The sequence below is a fragment of the Desulfotruncus alcoholivorax DSM 16058 genome (assembly GCF_000430885.1).
Lineage (GTDB): Bacteria > Bacillota > Desulfotomaculia > Desulfotomaculales > Desulfallaceae > Desulfotruncus > Desulfotruncus alcoholivorax.
In genome coordinates, this window is record NZ_AUMW01000011.1 from 119,255 (window position 1) to 139,730 (window position 20,476).

At 43.1% G+C, this 20,476-nt stretch carries 23 protein-coding genes, 5 tRNA genes, 1 rRNA gene and 1 other annotated feature; of the genes, 8 read left to right on the forward strand and 21 right to left on the reverse strand.

What is annotated here, in order from left to right; all coding sequences use genetic code 11:
- Window positions 1-156: 156 nt before the first annotated feature.
- From H569_RS23060 to H569_RS19465, 3 genes are read right to left on the reverse strand one after another with little or no spacing between them, the layout of a single operon-like run.
- Window positions 157-426, reverse strand: a complete 270-nt coding sequence (locus H569_RS23060; RefSeq protein WP_027364338.1) for a hypothetical protein — start codon at window positions 424-426, stop codon at window positions 157-159.
- Window positions 408-770, reverse strand: coding sequence for a hypothetical protein (locus H569_RS23065; protein WP_027364339.1), 363 nt, complete (start codon window positions 768-770; stop codon window positions 408-410). The genes H569_RS23060 and H569_RS23065 overlap by 19 nt, the downstream gene beginning before the upstream one ends.
- Window positions 755-1,084, reverse strand: coding sequence for an iron-sulfur cluster assembly scaffold protein (locus tag H569_RS19465; RefSeq protein WP_114679262.1), 330 nt, complete (start codon window positions 1,082-1,084; stop codon window positions 755-757). The genes H569_RS23065 and H569_RS19465 overlap by 16 nt, the downstream gene beginning before the upstream one ends.
- A 223-nt stretch (window positions 1,085-1,307) precedes the next feature.
- Between H569_RS19465 and H569_RS21685 the strand changes: the two genes are divergently transcribed.
- Window positions 1,308-2,099 carry an ankyrin repeat domain-containing protein gene (locus H569_RS21685; RefSeq protein ID WP_081410898.1) on the forward strand — a complete coding sequence of 264 codons (792 nt, stop codon included), beginning with the start codon at window positions 1,308-1,310 and terminating at the stop codon, window positions 2,097-2,099.
- Between the two features lie 71 nt (window positions 2,100-2,170).
- Here H569_RS21685 and H569_RS21690 read toward each other — a convergent pair whose 3' ends face one another.
- Both H569_RS21690 and H569_RS0106525 read right to left on the reverse strand, forming a co-directional pair.
- Window positions 2,171-2,374 (reverse strand): ATP-binding cassette domain-containing protein, encoded by a 204-nt coding sequence (locus H569_RS21690; RefSeq protein ID WP_309294776.1) that lies wholly within the window; start codon window positions 2,372-2,374, stop codon window positions 2,171-2,173.
- Between the two features lie 178 nt (window positions 2,375-2,552).
- Window positions 2,553-3,209, reverse strand: coding sequence for an HAD hydrolase-like protein (locus H569_RS0106525; protein WP_309294777.1), 657 nt, complete (start codon window positions 3,207-3,209; stop codon window positions 2,553-2,555).
- 169 nt (window positions 3,210-3,378) lie between these two features.
- Between H569_RS0106525 and H569_RS0106530 the strand changes: the two genes are divergently transcribed.
- The 4 genes from H569_RS0106530 (at window position 3,379) to H569_RS0106540 (ending at window position 7,685) form a co-directional block, all read left to right on the forward strand.
- Entirely contained in the window at window positions 3,379-4,158 is a 780-nt protein-coding gene (locus tag H569_RS0106530; RefSeq protein WP_027364342.1) for an isoprenyl transferase, read from the forward strand.
- Window positions 4,159-4,211: 53 nt separating this feature from the next.
- Entirely contained in the window at window positions 4,212-6,491 is a 2,280-nt protein-coding gene (locus H569_RS0106535; protein ID WP_027364343.1) for an Orn/Lys/Arg family decarboxylase, read from the forward strand.
- A gap of 454 nt (window positions 6,492-6,945) precedes the next feature.
- Window positions 6,946-7,101: a hypothetical protein gene (locus H569_RS21695; RefSeq protein WP_238492484.1), complete on the forward strand. Its 156-nt coding sequence runs from the start codon at window positions 6,946-6,948 to the stop codon at window positions 7,099-7,101.
- 113 nt (window positions 7,102-7,214) lie between these two features.
- Complete coding sequence (locus H569_RS0106540) at window positions 7,215-7,685, forward strand: hypothetical protein (RefSeq protein ID WP_027364344.1); 471 nt, start codon at window positions 7,215-7,217, stop codon at window positions 7,683-7,685.
- A gap of 167 nt (window positions 7,686-7,852) precedes the next feature.
- On the opposite strand, the gene H569_RS0106545 is transcribed toward H569_RS0106540, so the two are convergent.
- Both H569_RS0106545 and tadA read right to left on the reverse strand, forming a co-directional pair.
- A tRNA-Ser gene (locus H569_RS0106545) sits at window positions 7,853-7,946 on the reverse strand.
- 20 nt (window positions 7,947-7,966) lie between these two features.
- Entirely contained in the window at window positions 7,967-8,431 is a 465-nt protein-coding gene (tadA, locus tag H569_RS0106550) for a tRNA adenosine(34) deaminase TadA (RefSeq protein ID WP_027364345.1), read from the reverse strand.
- A 147-nt stretch (window positions 8,432-8,578) separates the two neighbouring features.
- On the opposite strand from tadA, the gene H569_RS0106555 reads away from it, so the two are divergent.
- Window positions 8,579-8,788 (forward strand): hypothetical protein, encoded by a 210-nt coding sequence (locus tag H569_RS0106555; RefSeq protein WP_027364346.1) that lies wholly within the window; start codon window positions 8,579-8,581, stop codon window positions 8,786-8,788.
- A 10-nt stretch (window positions 8,789-8,798) separates the two neighbouring features.
- On the opposite strand, the gene H569_RS0106560 is transcribed toward H569_RS0106555, so the two are convergent.
- The 4 genes from H569_RS0106560 to H569_RS19475 all read right to left on the reverse strand — a co-directional run bounded on the left by H569_RS0106560 (window position 8,799) and on the right by H569_RS19475 (window position 12,378).
- Window positions 8,799-9,329, reverse strand: coding sequence for a hypothetical protein (locus tag H569_RS0106560; RefSeq protein ID WP_027364347.1), 531 nt, complete (start codon window positions 9,327-9,329; stop codon window positions 8,799-8,801).
- Window positions 9,330-9,530: 201 nt separating this feature from the next.
- Window positions 9,531-10,997 (reverse strand): aminotransferase class I/II-fold pyridoxal phosphate-dependent enzyme, encoded by a 1,467-nt coding sequence (locus H569_RS0106565; RefSeq protein ID WP_034629755.1) that lies wholly within the window; start codon window positions 10,995-10,997, stop codon window positions 9,531-9,533.
- A gap of 196 nt (window positions 10,998-11,193) precedes the next feature.
- Window positions 11,194-11,610, reverse strand: a complete 417-nt coding sequence (locus tag H569_RS0106570) for an EamA family transporter (RefSeq protein WP_027364349.1) — start codon at window positions 11,608-11,610, stop codon at window positions 11,194-11,196.
- A gap of 114 nt (window positions 11,611-11,724) precedes the next feature.
- On the reverse strand, window positions 11,725-12,378 hold the full coding sequence (locus H569_RS19475) for a L,D-transpeptidase family protein (protein WP_051273378.1): 654 nt from the start codon (window positions 12,376-12,378) through the stop codon (window positions 11,725-11,727).
- Window positions 12,379-12,762: 384 nt separating this feature from the next.
- On the opposite strand from H569_RS19475, the gene H569_RS0106580 reads away from it, so the two are divergent.
- Together H569_RS0106580 and H569_RS19480 are read left to right on the forward strand one after the other, a co-directional pair.
- Window positions 12,763-12,942 carry a hypothetical protein gene (locus H569_RS0106580; protein WP_027364350.1) on the forward strand — a complete coding sequence of 60 codons (180 nt, stop codon included), beginning with the start codon at window positions 12,763-12,765 and terminating at the stop codon, window positions 12,940-12,942.
- Between the two features lie 237 nt (window positions 12,943-13,179).
- Window positions 13,180-13,383: an aspartyl-phosphate phosphatase Spo0E family protein gene (locus H569_RS19480; RefSeq protein ID WP_034629759.1), complete on the forward strand. Its 204-nt coding sequence runs from the start codon at window positions 13,180-13,182 to the stop codon at window positions 13,381-13,383.
- 77 nt (window positions 13,384-13,460) lie between these two features.
- Here H569_RS19480 and H569_RS0106590 read toward each other — a convergent pair.
- The 10 genes from H569_RS0106590 to rrf all read right to left on the reverse strand — a co-directional run bounded on the left by H569_RS0106590 (window position 13,461) and on the right by rrf (window position 20,407).
- A tRNA-Arg gene (locus tag H569_RS0106590) sits at window positions 13,461-13,536 on the reverse strand.
- 45 nt (window positions 13,537-13,581) lie between these two features.
- Window positions 13,582-13,658: transfer RNA gene (locus H569_RS0106595), tRNA-Arg, on the reverse strand.
- 148 nt (window positions 13,659-13,806) lie between these two features.
- Window positions 13,807-13,901 (reverse strand) — tRNA-Ser (locus tag H569_RS0106600).
- A 12-nt stretch (window positions 13,902-13,913) separates the two neighbouring features.
- Window positions 13,914-14,003, reverse strand: a tRNA-Ser gene (locus tag H569_RS0106605).
- An 82-nt stretch (window positions 14,004-14,085) separates the two neighbouring features.
- The gene (gene serS, locus H569_RS0106610) at window positions 14,086-15,354 is read right to left on the reverse strand and encodes a serine--tRNA ligase (protein ID WP_027364351.1); all 1,269 of its coding nucleotides are present in this window, start codon (window positions 15,352-15,354) and stop codon (window positions 14,086-14,088) included.
- 100 nt (window positions 15,355-15,454) lie between these two features.
- Window positions 15,455-17,038, reverse strand: a complete 1,584-nt coding sequence (gene serA, locus H569_RS0106615) for a phosphoglycerate dehydrogenase (protein ID WP_027364352.1) — start codon at window positions 17,036-17,038, stop codon at window positions 15,455-15,457.
- A gap of 5 nt (window positions 17,039-17,043) precedes the next feature.
- A complete protein-coding gene (locus H569_RS0106620) occupies window positions 17,044-18,195 on the reverse strand; it encodes a pyridoxal-phosphate-dependent aminotransferase family protein (RefSeq protein WP_027364353.1) in 1,152 nt (383 codons plus the stop codon).
- 70 nt (window positions 18,196-18,265) lie between these two features.
- Window positions 18,266-18,503, reverse strand: a binding site (T-box leader).
- Window positions 18,504-18,563: 60 nt separating this feature from the next.
- Entirely contained in the window at window positions 18,564-19,142 is a 579-nt protein-coding gene (pdxT, locus tag H569_RS0106630) for a pyridoxal 5'-phosphate synthase glutaminase subunit PdxT (protein ID WP_027364355.1), read from the reverse strand.
- 12 nt (window positions 19,143-19,154) lie between these two features.
- The gene (gene pdxS, locus H569_RS0106635) at window positions 19,155-20,039 is read right to left on the reverse strand and encodes a pyridoxal 5'-phosphate synthase lyase subunit PdxS (RefSeq protein WP_027364356.1); all 885 of its coding nucleotides are present in this window, start codon (window positions 20,037-20,039) and stop codon (window positions 19,155-19,157) included.
- A gap of 254 nt (window positions 20,040-20,293) precedes the next feature.
- A 5S ribosomal RNA gene (rrf, locus tag H569_RS0106640) occupies window positions 20,294-20,407 on the reverse strand.
- Window positions 20,408-20,476 lie beyond the last annotated feature (69 nt).

Sequence of the window (20,476 nt, forward strand, 5' to 3'; positions counted from 1 at the left end):
CGATGGTAGCGTGTTTTAGGTACTATACTAACACACACAGGCAAATGCCTTATTTTACCATTAATAACTGTTTATTTAAAATATCTCGTTAAAACTCTAATATACTTCAGCTAAATCAATTTGTTTGTAAATATTATCCATTGGATAAACCTACTGTTAATGATTACATCTGCTGCATGGGCTTAGACCCAGGCCGTTAATGACATTTTGAAGCATTTCTCTGTCAACATTCGGTTCATGAAAAGGGCGTCGCCGCATTCTATGCTGCAGCGCCAAGTTAACTGAATTAAGAACATCCTCATCATTAACTTCTTTTCTTCCATTTAAAGCAGCCATAGTTTTAGCTGTCTTGATCATGGTAATGTCCGCCCTGTGACCGTCAACACCCACTTCAATAGCAATTTTGGCTATGATAAAAAGGAACACGTCGGAAATAACCACATCTGGCAGGATTTTTTAGCCAAAATGATGTCGCGGCGGACTTTTTCTTCTTCCTCTTCCCACTTGCCGGCAAATGCCTGCGGGTCCGCTTCGAATATTAACCTGCGCTTAATCACTTCAACCCTTAGTCCGGGGTCTGTAATCCCGGTAATATTAACGCATAAACCAAACCGATCCAAAAGCTGGGGCCTTAATTCCCCTTCCTCCGGATTCATTGTTCCAACGAGTATAAACTTTGCCGGGTGCTCAAAAGAAACCCCTTCCCTTTCAACAACGTTGTAACCCATTGCGGCGGAATCCAATAATATGTCAACTATGTGGTCATCCAATGTTTTTTCCCTTCCGGCAGTCCGCCAAGTTGCTCCACCACATCATCATCGGTCAATTGTAAAGCAAAATCTATACTTTTCTTTTGGGCCATTTCGGTAATTACACTGGAGGTTGCTATGGCACCCGCACAACCATAAACTCTAAATTTAAAGTCTTCAATAGTATTATTTTCAATGCGCACGGTGATTTCACATATATCTCCACACCCTAGTTCACCGATCTTTCCATACCCGTTTCCATCTTTAACCACCCCAACATTACGGGGGTTTTGAAAATGCTCCATAGTTAACTCGTTATACTCCAATGTGCTCACCAGTTTCTCCTCTGTAATTTTTTATAAAAATTTTTTATAAAATTATACTCTTGCATCATTAAACAAGCCGCCCCTTTTCGCGGCTTGTTTAAAAAGAATAAATGTATTTCAGGCACTACTTTACACCTTTTAAATTGACAATAAAAAATTACCCGGTATAAAATGTGGACAACTGTTTGAAATAATTTAGAAATAAATTTCTTTAACATGAAAGGGATATGTAATGGGGAAAGTTCTTGCTATCAATGTAAGTAAGGTCAAGGGAATTGAAAAAACCAGTGTTGAGCAAGTTGAAGTTGTTGAGGGGTGGGGTCTGAAAGGTGACGCCCATGGTGGCGACTGGGACAGGCAGGTGAGTATTTTCCCGGTTGAGTGCCTGGAAAAAGTACCTCCGGAAAAAAAAGAAGAGGTATTAAGCGGTGGTTATACTGAGAATTTTACTATTACCGGCGTTGCATTGCCGGAACTGGCTGTGGGGAATTTTGTCAGCATTGGTGAGGCTGTAATTAAAATTATACATATAGGGAAGGACGAATTCAAGGAGCACGGGCGCCCTTACATTGTCAGCCGCGAGGGCCGCTTTGGCCGGGTAGTCAAAGGCGGCCTGGTAAATGCGGGAGATGCTGTCTTTGCGTACACCCTTGGCCAGGAGACTTTTTTAAAGTGCTGCCAGGAAGGGATCAGCTCTATGGTGCAGGTATTTCTAAATGAAGGAATGGACCCTGATACAGGGGACATTTATGGAGCCACAGCCCTAATGCTGGCGGCCAAAAACGGTCATTCCAGTGTAGTACGGGAGCTGCTGGACAAAGGCGCCAGTGTAAATGCCTGCAGCAGTGACGGAATAACGGCGCTGATGGTCGCCGCATACATGGGTGATGCATTGACTGTCAATATGTTGCTGACTGCCGGCGCCGACCCCGACATGCGTAGTGAAAGCGGGCTGACGGCCTTATCGCTGGCCCGTGAAGGAAACCATGAAGCTGTGGTGCGGATTCTGGAAAAGAAACATTAAACTCCGGCTAAAACTACCTGAAATAGTTGAGTCAATTGCCTTTCCTAAAGTAAGGCCAGGCGTTTTGATTGCTATAGTTTAAAGGCTTCCCCCTGCGCAATGCCAAAACGATTTTCTTCAATGGTCATAGATGCAGCAGCTCCCATCATCGGGTCATGAAATAAACGCCCGATACTTCCCGCCCGGATGTGTTCCCTCTGGCACTGGATCTCTTTGCCGTCCAAGATAATCCGGCCCAGGTCTAAAGGTATTACCCCGGCTATGGCATTAAGCAGTGTAGACTTCCCGGCTCCGTAGCCCCAATTATGGTTGCTACTTCCCCGGGCTTTAAATAGCTACCACTGCCACCAAACCTAAAACCAGCACACTAAATTGTATGTCAATTATATTAAGAAACTCCATTGCAACACAATTTTAGGCAGAAAGCGCGCGTTACAGCTTTAACATCGCAGGCTATATTTCTGCTTTGATCAGTTCAATAATTTGTGAAGGGTTATCAACAATATAATTAGGATTGGCTTTTTTAAGCAATTCTTTAGAATCATATCCCCATGAAACAGCAATTATCCGGACATTGTTCTTTTTGCAGGCGATTGTATCCCTGATTTCATCACCAATATAAACGACTTCTTGACTGTTTAAATTGTATTTCCTCATAAGGTGTGCTATTGCCCTGTCTTTGTTAAAAAAACTCCCCGACGAATAAACGTTGTCAAAAACATTGATCTCTCTATTTTTTAAGAATTCATTAATGTTTTCAATAGAATTTGAAGACACGATACTGAGTTTTAGACCGGCCTTTTTAAGTTCCCCAATAACAGTCTTTAAACCCTTATATATTTTCAGAGAATTAATTGATTTACCATAAAGCTGATTTAATTCAAATAAGATAAACGGAATTTTGAAGATAGGAAGATTTATTTTTCTGCACCTGCCAATTAATGATAACGTGCGCAGGTCTTCCAATTCATCTTCTTTTATGGATTGAAATTTATATTTTTTAGCCAGTGTATTAATAGATTCAATTGCCAGATATCTCGAGTCAACAATAGTCCCATCAAAATCAAAAATTATATGCTTAATTATTTGATCACCCTCTTTAGTATAAATTGCTCATGGATAAGCGGTCCACAAATAATACTATATTATGCCCCAAAATGAAATTACGTTCGGTTTAGTCAGGAGATTCACAAATTTTTACAAAAAATCATACTATATAACTACAAAGGCCACAAGGACTGGTTATAACTTACAAAAAATTTATCATGGGGCAAAAAAAATGAAAAACCAACTTAACCTCCCTAACGAAGTTGAACATGAAGAGCAGGAATTATTAAAAATACTCAACAAACAAACGCTGCCCAAACATATTGCCATTATCATGGATGGAAATGGCCGTTGGGCAATTAAACAGGGTTTGCCCCGCTTTTTAGGCCACCATGCTGGTGTCAAATCTCTTAAAGAAGTTATCAATGCTTGCTGTGATTTGGAAATCAAAGTATTGACGGCATTTTGTTTTTCCACAGAAAATTGGAAAAGGCCCCAGCAGGAAATTGACAACATCATGCATCTCTTAGTTGAATATTTGACCAACGAATTAATAGATCTATACGCAAAAGGCGTGCGGATTAACCCTATCGGCGTTTTGCAGGAGTTGCCCCAACGGGCCCGGGATGCTTTAAATAGGGCCGTACAACATAGCCTTGGTAATAATGGACTTGTTTTAAACCTGGCCTTAAATTACGGGGGGCGATTAGAACTAACACAGGCTATCCGCGAGATCGTCTCTGCCGTTGAGAAGGGAAAACTAAAAGCATACCAAATTGATTCCACAACCGTTGAAAAATACTTATATACCGCGGGCCAGCCAGAGACGGATTTATTAATCAGGACCTCGGGTGATCAAAGGATAAGTAATTTTTTGCTTTGGCAGATTGCTTATTCAGAAATTTGGTTTACTGATGTCTTGTGGCCGGACTTCAGGCGTATACATTTACTGCGCGCCCTGGTTGATTACCAGGAGCGGGACCGGCGTTACGGCGGGGTAAAAGATAAATGAAAGAAAGGGCTTCGCACCAACTGCGGAGCCCTTATCTGCATGGAGTGGCAGGCATGAATTTATATGAAAATTTTCCGGTCTTGGTCATTGATAATCAACTTAAAGCTGACAATATTGAAGGAATGGCCCTAAGAAAAGTAATTACCGTCCTAATCAACAGGGGACTGGCAGTAATCGAGCTGGAAACGGATGTTTTTGACCAGCGTCTTGCCTTATCTGCCGGCTCTGAAATAAGCTGCATTTTGCTGGGCTGGAATAAGGCCGGCGCCTATAGATCAATGTCTCAGCTGGGCAAACTTGTCGCTCTGTTTAGGGAAAGAAATGAAGCCATCCCCATTTTTTTAATGACTGATAAATTGGAGATTAAAAACATACCGGTAGACACCATTAAAAGAATCAACGGGTATATCTGGAAAACCGAGGATACTCCCGGTTTTATTGCCGGCAGAATAGAAAACGCGGTTAAAAAATACCTGGATGGCCTTTTGCCGCCTTTCTTCAGGGCTTTAATCAAATATACCGGGGAATCCAAGTATGCCTGGCACACGCCCGGGCACATGGGCGGTGTAGCGTTTTTAAAATCCCCGGCCGGCAGGATTTTTCACAGTTTTTTCGGGGAAAATGCTTTTCGCGCAGACATTTCGGTATCAGTACCCGAATTGGGATCACTGCTTGACCATACCAGGGCAATACATGAAGCGGAAGTCAATGCAGCCCGGATATTCGGTGCTGACATAACCTATTTCGTAACCAACGGTACATCCACATCAAACCGCATCGTGCTGCAGGCCGTGGTAAAGCCGGGTGATCTGGTTCTAGTGGATAGAAATTGCCACAAGTCTATCATGCAGGCGGTGATCATTACCGGGGCAATACCTATTTATCTACGGTCATACAGAAACAATTACGGTATTATCGGCCCTGTTCACGCTGATGAGTTAAGTGTCAATGCAATCAATAAAAAAATAAAGGACTGCCCCTTGCTCAGTGACCAGACCGGGAAAGTTAAAATAACCGTCATTACCAATTCCACCTATGACGGGATCTGTTACCACGTGGGAATGATCAAGGAAAGGCTGCAGCAAAACGGAACCGGTGTTACCGAGCATATACTTTTTGACGAAGCCTGGTACGCTTACGCCAGGTTTAATCCCATCTATACAGACAGGTGCGCCACTTTTTGCCGGCCCAAAGATCCCGCTTATAATTTGATTTTTGCCACCCAGTCAACGCATAAACTGCTGGCCGCTTTTTCACAGGCGTCCATGATACACATCATGGATCAAACAGGTGGTTTTTCCCATGACAGGTTTAATGAAGCTTATATGATGCATGCCTCAACTTCGCCCCAATACGGGATTATCGCCTCACTGGACATGGCAGCCAAAATGATGGAAGGCGGTTTCGGGCGGTCAATGACCCGGTCCGCCATTGAAGAAGCGAACATTTTCCGCAAAAAAATGGTTCAAATAGACAAAGAATTAAACCTGTATGGCAACTGGTGGTTTAAAGTATGGCAGCCTCCTGCCATCGAAGGACAGGATTGGGACCAGGTTGATGATTATACGTTAAATACCGACCCGGCCTGCTGGATATTAAGGCCTGATGACAACTGGCACGGTTTTGAAAAGATTGCCGACAACTACGCCATGCTGGATCCCATCAAAGTAACCGTGCTGACCCCGGGCATGGAAGAACCCGACCGGATAACCGGCCCCGTTCTTCCCGCCCCCATAGTAACTAAGTTTTTAAACAGCCGGGGAATCGTTGCTGAAAAAACCGGTTTTTACTCATTCCTGATATTGTTTTCCATAGGGATAACCAGTGGAAAATCAGGTACCCTGCTGGCGGAATTATTTGCATTTAAAAAGGTCTATGATACTAATCCGCCCTTAGGGGAGGTTTTTCCCGAACTGGCCGGTTATTATCCCGCCGGCATGACTATCCGTGCCCTCTGTCAGGAAATGCATTCATTCTTAAAAGCTATAAATTATCATCAACTGTTTAAATCCGTATATGCCTATTTGCCGGAGCAATGCCTGACACCGGCCGGCGCCTACCGGGAGCTGACGGCCGCCAATGTTAAGCCGGTTAAAATAGCTGAACTGGCCGGCAAGATAGCTGCCGTCATGGTGACACCATACCCGCCGGGGATACCGGTTATTATGCCGGGAGAAAGGTTCAACTCGTTGCTGGTTAAATATTTACAATTTTACCAAAATTTCAACAAGCGCTTTCCGGGATTTGAAAATGAGCTACAAGGGGTTGCTCAAGGGGTTGCTATAAGCGGTGGAGAATATACCGTTTATTGTGTGCAAGGGGGTCAGGCTTGAATTATTCACTTACTCTTCCACTACTCTAAGACTTTGGCATCACGGCCTCATCTAATCAAACTAAACCAAAAGGAAATATTTCAAGCCTGACCCCACCTGTCCCACAATATCATCCAGGAGTGGGAGTTCTAAAGTCTGCCGTGTCTTGGTCTGGATGATTACGAGTTTCTTCCTGTTCCAGTCAAGACTGTTAAGTTTAAGTGTTTTTACATCGCTTGCCCTAAGACCCAGCCTTACGACTGGAGAAGGATGGCATAATCCCTCTTGCCTACCGGGTTTCCTCGATCAACAGCATTAAGAAGTTTCAAAACATCTGATTTCTTCCACGATGGTGAGGATATTTTAACTAACACGTAACATAATCATTTGCTTCCCATAGTGCCGCTTATGTAACGCGTTATATAACTGGCACTCCAACGCCACCCTGATGCTGAAGTATGGTGTCCAGCCTAAAGTGGCATCTAGCCGGTTGGGGCACTCGTCCATATCTATAACCCTGGACCTGTACTCCCACGTGCTGTCGGACATGCAGAAGGAAGTGGCAGACAAAATCGATATGGGCATATTCCAGAAGTTGGAGCACAACAACCACCAGCAATTGTCACAATAAAATCACATAAGTTTTACAAAAAACAGGCTTGACTCCTTGGATTATATTTGCTACCTTATATATATCAGCTTACCTTTTCAGACTGACAAATTTAATCCAGGGAGGTTCTTGCCATGACATTTGATGAGTTTCTAAAGCAAAACCCTAATCATTCTGGGGCATTCCCTTATTCGCTTGACGATTTCATTGACAAATACCCGAAGTATCAAGGCTTAAGGTATAATCAAACTTTCCAAGGAATTTTTAACTTGCTCACCAGCACCAATTCTATTCTACGCATGATGGAAGCTTGTCGCCTTGAAAAACCAGCCCTTTTTGGCGTCTATACTGACATTGAGACCCTCTATAAACCTTATCTCCAGGAATTACAGAAAAACAAGAAGGATTTTGACCAGTTCAAACAGGCTATTGGAAGCCTTGCCTATTTTGTACTTGCTCCTTTTGGCTACGAATCCAATAAACAAAGGACGATGTCTGGTTCGGAATTCTTCACATCAGCAATGCATTTCGTCTTTTATCCCGAAAAGGCCAAACTTAAAATTGTCAATCGCCCAATTATTGTACCGTTTGAAGTTGAATATTAAACCTTACTTATCTCCATTGTCCTCTATTTGCAACCTTTTTCACCTATTACGGCGGCCAATTGGCGACCATCGCCGGCTGGACCGTCGGCTGCGGCCCGCTTTTGGCACAAAAATGTTCAAGGGGTTATCGCCTACATCAGCGATAACCCCTTGGTTTATATGCAATTTGGCGGAGAGAGTGGGATTCGAACCCACGAGACCGCTACTAACGGTCTACTCGATTTCGAGTCGAGCGCCTTCGACCATCTCGGCCATCTCTCCAAATTTATCAAGTTTCCTGTTTAAGTACCTTTCTTCTTATCCCTTAGTTCCCGGAAAAAACGCTGAATAATTTTCCGGCATTCTTCCTCCAGTATGCCCGAAACCACAGCAACCTGGTGGTTGAATCTTGGCTCACGCAGTACATCCATGATTGAATCCACAGCCCCTGCCTTTAGATCCTGCGTGCCGTAAATCAGTGTCTTTACCCTAAACTGAATCATTGCCCCGGCACACATGGGACATGGTTCAACAGTGCAGTATACTGTTGAACCATCCAGCCGCCAATCCCCGATCCGCTGAGCCGCTTCTCTCATGGCAACTATTTCAGCATGAGCAGTGCTATCCTTTAATGTTTCTCTAAGGTTGTGGCCCCGGCCAATAATCTGGTCATTAAGCACCACCACCGCCCCTATGGGCACTTCGCCTATGGCATAAGCCTTTTCAGCTTCAGCAATGGCCTCCCGCATATATCCGGTATGATTCACCGGAACTGTTCCCCCTTACCGCAAAGCTCAGTATAACATATTATATCTACTCTTGACAACCTTTTATTAGAGCAGCTTTTGAAAATTTTTATTCGCCCGGATTACGCTGTGTCAAGCCACCCTTTACCGGGCGAGGAGGAATCTTAAATGACTTATTCAGAAAAAATGCTGAAAATGCAATTATACGATCACAGCATCTCACAATTGGCAACCACAATATATGCACATGCAAAGCAACTAGCAAAAGAGGATCATCTTGTTACAATTGCTATACCGTCACTGAACAATGAAGACGGAAAGCTCAAGCTTTTTGTTATACAGAAAGAACTTGAAAGAGGACCAAGAGGTCCGGGTTAAAATTATTAACTTAATTCTTTAGTTTAGTGAGCATAACCTCAAATTCCTTTACTAATTTTTCAATCATTTCATAGGTATGATATGCTGTCTTGTAATCATCCGTAGATAAAGCAGATACGTTCATTAGTTCAGGGAATAATTGATTTAGGTACTTTATTCTTAAAATAACATTATTTAATTCAACGCTTATGCTTATATCAGAGTAGATTAGGAACTCATTGTTCGTTTTCAATAGTTCAATTTCTTCATATTTAAAAATTGGGGGTTCTAACACAATGGGCAAAGGTTTTTTTCCTAGTTTTTTTTCTTCTTGATTTTCTTTAATTGATTCCAGAGATATAGTCAACTCCCTGGGCTTTAAAGCTTGTAAAATTATTTTTAAAATTTCTTTATTCTGATTTAATTCCAAAAGTGATTTAGAAATCATGCCAACCATTAATGTTTTTTTCTTTTGTTTTTCACTCATTGAGTATAATAGAAACGACAGTATACACACAAGCCCTATTGAAGCGGTAATTAATGCTAACTCCATAGACTCCACACCTTCCCCCCCATAAAACACCGGTATTTACCCAAACTAGTAAAAAAGTGAATTCTCTTTATCAAGCCTTATTTCCTGCTTAAAAAAAGTCCCCATCCTCATTTGGGAAAATGTTTTAACAGAATAAAAGGACATAGCTTGAACATTGTAAAGCCCGCGCATAATAGAGCGCGGGCCAAAATCACCGGTATTTATTTTATACTATTTAACAACGAGTAAAGTTTGCATTGTGGTATCATTACATCCCTGGAAAGTTGCGCCGATCTGACGCATATATTCGATGTATTCAATTATTTCCCCGGTAATAACTTCCCCTGGAATGATCACCGGTATGCCCGGTGGGTAGCAAGCCACCACCTCGGAACATATTTTTCCGGCTGTGTCCTTAATGGGCAAACTCATCGTTGGTTTGAAAAAAACGTCCCTCGGCGGCATGGCAAGCTCCGGAATTACCGGAATTGAATCCATATAGCCATTTAATTTAAATGCCATGGGTTGGTTGGAATTAAGGTATTTTTTCATTTCAATGAGTGCATTAAGAAAACAGTCCACATCAGATTTACTGTTACCAAAAGTTATAATTAACAATAGATTAAACATATCAGACATTTCCACCTGGATACCATGTTTTTCCCTTAACCATCTTTCAGCCCAAAATCCAGTAACTCCGAGATCTCTTAACGATATTGTAATCTTGGTGGAATCAAGATTATAACAATTATCGGCACAAATTGTTTCTAAATCCAATACCTTTAAACCAGTTATATTCCTCAATTCATTCCTCAGGTAAGACGATAAATCAATAGATTTTTGAATTAACCTGTTGCCACAGGCCTCCATTTGTGCTCTTGCCGCATCAAGGGAAGCCAACAGGAGGTATGACGTGCTGGTGCTTTGCAGCAGGCGAAGAGATGCTTCAAGCCTTTCCCGGTTAATCAGAGCTCCTGCTACATGCAGCATTGAGGCTTGCGTAAAGGCAGAAAGCAGCTTATGTGTCCCTTGTACCACGGCATCTGCTCCTGCATTAATTCCACCCTGAGGTAATTCATCATGAAAGTATAAATGTGGGCCGTGCGCTTCGTCAATAAGCAAAGGGATATTCTTAGAATGTACTAACTCTGCAATACTTTTAATGTCGGAAGTAATACCATGATAGGTGGGGCTGACCAAAATAACCGCTTTTATGTCAGGATACCGCTGCAGATTTGTTTTTATTAATTCAGGAGACGTTCCCAGTGAAATACCAAACTCACTATTGTACTCCGGATTATAAAATACCGGGATAGCACCGCTTAATATAATTCCGCTTAAAATTGAACGGTGCATATTCCTTGGAACCAGAATTTTTTCGCCCTGATTACAAGTAGCCATCAGTACGGCCTGCAGACCACAGGAACTTCCATTAATTAAAAAATAGGTTTTCTCAGCTCCAAATGTTTTTGCTGCAAGGTTTTGCGCATTCATTATTACATCATGGGCATTATGCAAATCATCCATTCCAGGAACATTGGTTACATCAATTTCAAATACTTTTTGTCCCAGCAACTCCATTAGTTGGTTGCCATCACTATTTTTTCCCTTATGACCGGGCATATGAAATCTAATTACACCATCACTGATGTATCTTTTTAATTCCGAAATAATGGGCGTACCGTGCTTATGATACAAAATGTCAGTCACCTCGCATTCAAAGACAAGACATTATCTTTAAATTAGGGCAGTGATTTAAACCCTATACTTTTTTCCTTATCCTTTTATTTCGACATAAACTTTGTTTATTCCTTGATCTTTTTACTCCTACTCTGTTCTCAAACCCCGGTTATATTATGCAGAAAACAAGCATGGTGTTACATGGATGGAACAATTATTTAATTAGCAGAAACAACCCTACACCTATTAATAGCGCTCCTAATATTTGATAATGGTTCAGGGTTTCACCAAAAAAAATATAACTAAATAGGATAGTTACCACAGGTGAAGAGGAGACTATTAATGTTACCTGGTTGATATTTCCTTTTTTTAAGGCGGCAAAATAGGCCAGGTCACCCAATAATGTTGCCAGGAGAGATTCTGCCAAGATAAAAAACCAAAAAACAGGAGAAACCTGAAGCAAATTGCCGAATCCCCGGGTGCCTACCAACCATCCCAATACCAGAGCTGCCGCCAAAATAGTGCGCAGCGATAAAGCAGTTACTGGATTCACATTATAAAGAGCCATTTTGCCGAATAATGGAGCCAAACCCCAGCATATCATCCCTAAAAAAGCATAAAAATAAACCATCGCAGCTCCTCCCAGGTTATGGTATTAGCCCCAATGGTTTATTTTATGCTTATTCAGGCTTAAAGAGAACGATTGAACTATATCATACCTCAATGATGCCAATCTTCTTGTATTTTACTTTTGAATTATAACGGGCGTACCAACGTTGATATAATCAAAAAAATCTTCTACATCTTTATTGGTTAAACCTACACAGCCCCATGTCCAATTACTGCCCAGTTCGGGTACTCCCCCTCCATGAATGCCGACTCCACCGCCCAAAGCAGTGTGCTGGGGAGGTATTTTCCCACTTTGAACAGCCGACAAAATCTGTTGGTAAACTGTTTTATCAATCAATCCATTAGTTAAACCTCGCTCTGCATCTTCAGCATTTGGATAGCTCAAACGCATCCATCTGGTGCCAAGGTATTTATCTGGCGGGGTTAAAACTGATTTTTCACAAATATAAAAGGTTCCTTCCGGGGTTTTATGGTCTCCTGAATACTGCTTGTCCCCGGGACCACCGTCTCCAAGCTCAACATGATAGGACTTCAGCCGCGTATCATTATGATAGATAGATAGAGTCTTATCAGATTTGTCAACTATTATTTTCATGCCATTAGAACCTTGTTTAATATCGTTGTTGGCTAATACCTGGCTTAGCGGCATATTATTCCCTGCAGCCTTATTCCCGTTAGGAATATCAGCTAAAGTATAGAACGTGCCAAAGTTAAGAAATACAAAAACGGAAACCACTAGTGCCAGCATTACTTTGTTTGTTGTAGTCATACCTATTTCCTTCCTAAATAATATCTACAAAAATATCTATAAAACCTGTCCCTGCCAGAAAACCAGTATAAATGTCTAACAACGCATTGTCAATGGTCAGTATATCCAACTATATTAAACGTTTTTGATTCATTTCATTAGGCAGCATTGTAAAATATTTTCTTATACTATCAAGTAATATTCAGGCCATCTTATAGATATCCTGCCGTACCAATAGCGATTGGTTTTTCTCAACTTCGTAACCGACACCGCCAAACCCCTAGAAAACCGTGCCAATAGTTTTTTTAAATAATTTTACTGTAAACATTAACCAATTTTAACCATGTTGCATACTCTATTTTAGAACCCTAAAGGGGATAAAAAATTGAAAGGAGTAATTATAAAATGGAATGGGCAAACGATGAAAAAAAGCATCATGGCCATAAGCATGAAGAAGATGAACTCAAAATAATAATTAAGGATAGCCTGGTAATTATTATACTGGGCGAACTGGATGACGAGAAATTAAAAAATACACTTAAGTCTTTTTTGGACACCAAAGGTGCAAAAGTAGCCGGTAATTAAATGAAAAACCAATTAACGAAAAGCAGGGGTAGCAATAGCTACACCCTTTTTTTATTTCTTATAAACAGCTTTTACACACCAATTAAAAAATATAACCTTTGGTAAATAAAAATCAAACACATGTTTTGACTCAAAGTAACAATAAAAGCTTCGGTAAATTAACTAATTAATACAATATTTTGCAGGTGTATTTACTTATTTGTAATAATATGTTATTATTGCGCTCGGGTGATTTCTATGGACTTGTTAAATTGGGGAAGGCTTTTAGTTAATATAGAGGTTGAAAGGCGTAAACTTTACGAAATATCGAAAAATGAACCCAACAATTATGATAAGATGCTCCAGGTAAGCCAGCGGCTGGATAAGTTGATTAATAAATATCAGCGGGAAGTTAAAAGTGGTTTTGACGTGAGACCACTTTATCAGACCAATCAATATTAATTAGAGACTCAGGCGCGAGGCATTGATATACGTTGGAAATACAAGACCCGCAAACGCTTGCGGGTCTTGACTTTGAGTGGTGCGCCCGAAAGGACTCGAACCTCCGACACGCGGTTTAGGAAACCGCTGCTCTATCCTCTGAGCTACGGGCGCATAACATAGCAGCGACACGGGCTTAAATTGTGTCGCTGCATTTTTTGGCGTGCCTGGAGGGACTCGAACCCCCAACCTTCTGATCCGTAGTCAGATGCTCTATCCAATTGAGCCACAGGCACATAGCTGTTCATTAACGCTGCAGTAATTATTATAACAAAAACAACCTCTAAAGTCAATATGCCAATTAATGGAGTGTTTTTACCGGTTTGGCTTATCAACTTCGTTAAGAAAGCCACGGCTATTTTCCGTGGCTTTCTTATTAAATTCTGGCGGAGAGAAAGGGATTCGAACCCTTGATACGAGTTTTAGCCCGTATAATCGCTTAGCAGGCGACCGCCTTCGACCTACTCGGCCATCTCTCCGTAATAAACCAGTGGCGGAGGAGGTGGGATTCGAACCCACGGAACCCGTAAAGATTCAACGGTTTTCAAGACCGCCTCCTTAAACCGCTCGGACACCCCTCCAGCTAAATCCCTTAACCAGAGACAATTAAAAGTATAGCATAGCGGAAAAGGCATGTCAATAAACCCTTTCCGCTAAAACATGTTAATTTATTTCTGTTTTTCCACCCATATACGGCTGTAGAGGCTCGGGTATTTTTACCGTGCCGTTTTCAGTCTGGTAATTCTCCAGAATTGCGGCCACAGTACGGCCCACGGCCAGCCCTGAACCGTTCAAGGTATGAACAAACCGGGGCTTACTCTTGCCTTCACGGAACCGTATATTCGCACGCCTGGCCTGGAAGTCAACAAAATTACTGCACGATGAAATTTCTTTGTAAGCATTATAGCTTGGCAGCCAAACTTCTATATCATATGTTTTGGCCGAGCTGAAACCCAGGTCGCCGGTGCTGAGTGTGACCACCCGGTAGGGCAGTCCCAGCAACTGCAGTATTTTTTCCGCGTTCGCAGTTAATTTTTCCAACTCTTTGTATGATTCCTCGGGCCGGGTGAATTTAACCAATTCAACTTTATTAAACTGGTGCTGCCGTATTAACCCACGGGTATCACGTCCTGCCGCGCCGGCCTCTGCGCGAAAGCAAGCACTGTAGGCGCAGTGGTAAATGGGTAAATTTTCTGCCTCTAAAATCTCACCATGATAAAGATTGGTTACCGGCACTTCGGCAGTGGGAATAAGGTAATAATCTGTGTTTTCGATCTTAAACATGTCTTCGGCAAATTTGGGCAGCTGGCCCGTTCCAATCATACTGTTACTGTTCACCATAAACGGCGGAAGCACTTCCACATAACCATGTTCCCTGGTATGGGTGTCCAGCATAAAATTGATGACGGCACGTTCCAGCGCCGCCCCGGCGCCCTTGTAAAAAGTAAACCTGGCACCGGTAACCTTGCTTCCCCGCTCAAAATCAATAATATCCAATGCTTCACCAATATCCCAGTGAGGTTTGGGCTCAAAGCCAAATTGCCTGGGCTCGCCCCAGCGGCGCACTTCAACGTTATCGTTTTCGTCCAGGCCAACGGGCACGCTCTGGTCGGGTAGATTAGGAATTTCCAGCAAAGTTAACTGAATTTTTTGTTCCAGTAAACGGATCTCATCGTCCATATCTTTAATGGCGGCAGATACTTCGCGCATTTCAAGCACTAAATCCTCTGCCAGCCGGCCGGCTTTTTTCAAACGCCCTATTTCCTCTGATACCACGTTACGCTTGTTTTTTAATTTTTCAGCCTCGGCAAGCTTTTGCCGCCACTGTTCATCAAGCTTCAGAAAAGGCTCCAATGATATATTGGCATTTCTTTTTTTCAAGGCATCTTTGACAACATCCGGATTATTACGAACAAATTTTAAATCTAGCATGCCTAATACCCCCGGCAAAAAATTAAAATCTAATAAACATAAAACAAAAATGCCGGCTTGCGCCGACATAATTGTACCATATTTATGCAATCAAGTAAAATTAGAGGCTGACAAATTTAACATCCAATACCCCGTCAATTTCCGCAATTGCTTTTAGGGTCGCCTCGGGTACCGGGGCATCCACCGACAGCATCATAATGGCCTTGCCGCCCACTTCTTTACGGCCCACTTGCATGCCGGCAATATTGATGTTATGCTCTCCAAACAACATGCCTACGGGTCCGATAATCATCGGTTTATCAATATGAGGAACATAAAGCATGTATCCCTCAGGCACTGCGTCAATCCTGCACCCGTCAATCATTACTATCCTGGGGTCGTTATCCCTGAATAATGTGCCTGATACCGTCTTTTCTCCTTTATCTGATGTAACCTTCAAGGTGATCAGGCTGGCGTAGCCGTTTGCCTTACCGTTAACAGTCTGGGCCACGGAGATGCCCCTGTTTTTAGCCAGCAGGGGGGCATTGATGAAGTTAACCGTCTCCTGCAGAATGGGGTCCAAAAACCCTTTAACCAGAGCTGTGGTAATTGGCTTTACCTCTTCCCCGGCCAGGTCGCCGCTAAAGGTAATCTCCAACTTGGTTACCCTGCCCTCAACCAGCTGGGCCTGAAATTTACCCAGTTTTTCAGCCAGCTTGAGGTAAGGTTTAACTTTTACCATCACTTCCGGGTTGATTGAAGGAATATTGACAGTATTACGCACCACCTTACCCTTTAGAGCATCAACAATTTCCTCCGCCACATCAACGGCTACGTTCAGCTGGGCCTCAGCGGTTGACGCCCCCAGGTGCGGGGTAGCGATAAAATTATTTAGTTCAAGCAACGGGCTTTCTGTGTTAGGTTCTTTTTCGAAAACATCCAGGGCTGCACCTGCTACCTTACCTTCTTTCATGTACTTGTAAAGTGCTTCCTCTTCGATAATACCGCCCCGGGCGCAGTTAATTATCCTTACACCATCCTTCATCATGTCAAAGGCCCGCTCATCCAGCATATGATACGTTTCTTTGGTTTTAGGCATGTGTACGGTAATAAAGTCTGCCACAGGGAGCAATTCATCGAAAGTAACCAGCTTAATGCCCATAGACTCCGCTTTTTCCTCCGTAATATATGGATCGTAAGCGACAATGTCCATCTCCAGAGCCTGGGCCCTTCTGGCCACCGCTGAGCCTATCCTTCCCAAACCGATAATGCCCAGGGTTTTTCCCCTCAGTTCCACCCCGAGAAATGCTTTTTTATCCCAAACACCATTTTTCATTTTGGCTACAGCCTGGGGGATATTCCTGGCCAGTGCCAGCATCATGGCTATGGTATGTTCCGTAGCGGCTATGGTATTCCCATCAGGGGCGTTAACAACCAACACACCGTGTTGAGTGGCTGCGTTAAGGTCGATATTATCCACACCGACGCCCGCCCGGCCTACAACTTTAAGTTTGGGCGCATGGTCAAACACCCGGGGTGTAACCTTAGTAGCGCTGCGCACGATCATGGCATCATATTCACCTATAACTGCAATAAGTTCATCCTCAGTCATCTTACTGCCAATTACTACTTCTATTTCAGGCTCATTCCTCAGGGGTTCCAGTCCCTTCTCAGAAACGCCGTCCATTACTAAAACTTTATACATGGCCATTATTTTTGCACCCCCAGAAATACTTGCTGGGCCGCTTTAACACCGGAACCCAGTTCCACCGGGTAACCAACCCGGCTTAATGCCATTTCTAATCCGCTTATTGCTATCAACACATCCATTTTACCGGCAAAACCCATATGGGCAACCCGGAAAATTTTATTTTTTAACTGGGCCTGGCCGCCGGCAAAAGTAATACCAAACTCATTGGTTAGCACTTTACGGATATCATCAGCCCCGATACCTTCCGGCGCGCAAACGGAAGTAATAACAGGTGAAGCGCAGCTGTCAACAGCCAATAACTTTAAACCAAGCGCTTTTATCGCGGCGCGGGTAGCATCTCTCAAAAGTTTATGGCGGGCATAGACATTATCCAATCCTTCGTCAAGCATCATATCCAATGAAGTGTTCAGCCCGACAAACAAAGATACCGCGGGTGTAAATGCAGTATTCCATTTACCCAAGGATTTTCTCGCTTTAACCAAATCAAAATAATAACGCGGCGACTTGTTGTTTTCAATTACCTGCCAGGCTTTGTCGCTAACACTCTGGACAGCGAGACCCGGCGGCAGCATCAACGACTTCTGTGATCCGGTAGTTAAGATATCAACATGCCACTCGTCAACTTTGATTTCAATGCCGCCGACACCGCTTACCCCATCTACAACAAGCAGGGCAGGTGTCTCAGCCACTATTTTACCGATACTTTCAATATCATTGGTTACACCGGTGGATGTTTCGTTCTGAGTGGCAAAAACCACCTTGATATCCGGATTGGCCGCCAGCCTGTCTTTAACAACCTGCGGGTTGACGGGCGTTCCCCACTCAAAGTTTTCCTCTATTAACTCGGCACCATAGGCTTTGGCCAGTTCCGACCAGCGCTCGCCAAACTTACCACCCACCAGGGTCAAAACCTTGTCCCCGGGGCTGACCGTATTGGCTACAGCAGTTTCCATACCACCTGTACCGGAACTGGTTAAAACAAAAATATCATTCTTTGTTTGAAACACCTTTTGAAGTTTAGTGACAATTTCTTTGTGTAAATCCTGAAACTCCTGGGTTCTGTGTCCAAACATCGGCGTTGTCATGGCCGCCACAACCTTCGGCGGCACGGGAGTTGGTCCCGGAATCATGAGATAGCGTTTATCCTGCATAATTATTCCCCCATTATGTATATGATTTAACAAAAAATTAATAAAAAAATAAACCTCTCGTCCCTGTCAACACAGGGACGAGAGGCGTTTCTCCCGCGGTACCACCCACATTGACCCGTAATATCGCAATATAATAAAACGAGTCCTCTTCATTCAAATAACGGATCTGATCTCCGTGTCCGCCTACTGTTTTTTTCAGCGAACCCCCTTCGGGGAGCCTTTTCACCGAAAACAACCGCCGGTTTTCACCATCCACCGGCTCTCTGATGATTGCCAAATCGGCTATTTTACCCCTGCATCGGGTTTAAAACATATGGTAATTTACTAATAAATATTACTACAGCAATCTTTTTTTTGCAACAGTTTTTTTAATTTGATATATTAGTAACTTGTTCCACAAAATATTTATGAATTCTTAAATCACCGGTTAATTCGGGATGAAAAGCTGCCACCAAAAACCTGCCCTGCCTGGCGCACACAATCTTTTCACCATAATGGGCCAGCACTTCAACTCCAGTATCAACCTCGGTTATATATGGCGCCCTGATAAAAACCGCATTGTAAGGTTCTTTACCTAATACGGGTATGTCTAAATTGAATTCAAAACTTTCAACCTGACGGCCAAAGGCATTGCGCTCAACCTCAATGTCCATCAAGGCAAGAGTTTGTTGCTGTGAATTTCTTATTCTTTTGGCCAGCATAATTAACCCGGCGCAGGTTCCAAAGATGGGTAAACCCTGCTTGGCCATTAGTTTTATCGGCTCCATCAGATCGAAATCATTTAATAATTTGCCCATAGTAGTGCTTTCACCACCGGGAATAACCAGGGCATCAATACCGTCCAATTCTCCCGGCTTTCTTATTTGCCGGGTGCTGGCTCCCAATTTTTCAAACGACCACTGGTGTTCTCGAAAAGCACCCTGTAAGGCAAGTATACCAATTAACATTTTTATACCCCTTTACCATCCTCTGTCTTGCATGCGCTGTTCCGGCATTATTGACGATATTTCCAGGCCGGGCATAGCCTCGCCCAAATTCCTGGAAATTTCAGCTAATATTTGTGGGTCTTGATAATGAGTTGTTGCGGCAACAATTGCTTTAGCCCTTGCTTGGGGATCTTTAGATTTAAAAATACCTGAACCCACAAATATACCGTCACAACCAAGCTGCATCATTAAAGCTGCATCTGCAGGCGTCGCGATACCTCCGGCGGCAAAATTAACAACAGGTAATTTACCGGTTTCGGCAACTTCCAGTAAAAGATGATAAGGAGCACCTAATTCCTTGGCTACGCTCATTAGCTCCTCTTTTGGCATATTTTGAATCCTGCGTATTTCACCCATAACCATTCGCATATGGCGCACAGCTTCCACAACATTGCCGGTTCCCGGCTCACCCTTTGTCCTAATCATGGCCGCACCTTCAGCTATGCGACGCAGCGCTTCCCCCAGGTTACGGGCACCGCATACAAATGGTACTTTAAACTCATGTTTATTGATGTGATGTTGTTCATCAGCCGGTGTAAGAACTTCACTCTCATCTATATAATCAACACCAAGTGCCTCAAGAATTTGGGCTTCGACAAAGTGACCGATACGGGCCTTGGCCATCACAGGTATAGTAACTGCTTCCATAATCCTTAATATTACGGTTGGATCGGCCATGCGGGCTACACCGCCGGCGGCACGTATATCAGCAGGCACCCTTTCAAGCGCCATTACTGCGCATGCTCCTGCTTCTTCGGCAATTTTTGCCTGCTCCGGTGTTGTAACATCCATAATGACCCCGCCTTTAAGCATTTCGGCCAGGCCTTTCTTTACCGTCCAGGTCCCTTTTTCAGCCACATTTTCAGACATAATGATTCTCCTCCATTCAAATCAATCACTAAAATATTTTACAGTATTCCCATTTTAAAAACAAGTAAGTTTTACTTAAGAGTGCACTGGCCCAAAATTTACAAGTATTTTGGGCCAGAACCTTATCTTGAATTGCTTCGCTGCGTTCGCAATAACAGGCTTAAAGCTAATCCGACCAGGTGCCTAAACTTAAAATAGCAAAAGAACCCTTGGAATTACTCCAAGAGCTCTTTTAAAAATAGTTCCGGCAACGACCTGCTCTCCCAGGGACAAGCCCAAGTACCATCGGCGCTGGAGAGCTTAACTTCCGTGTTCGGTATGGGAACGGGTGTATCCTCTCCGCTATGGTCACCGGAAAACTTATTGGACGTTATATTTAAGTTAACTTTCAGGTGCCTGGCACCTTTTTGTTAACTTATCGTTCC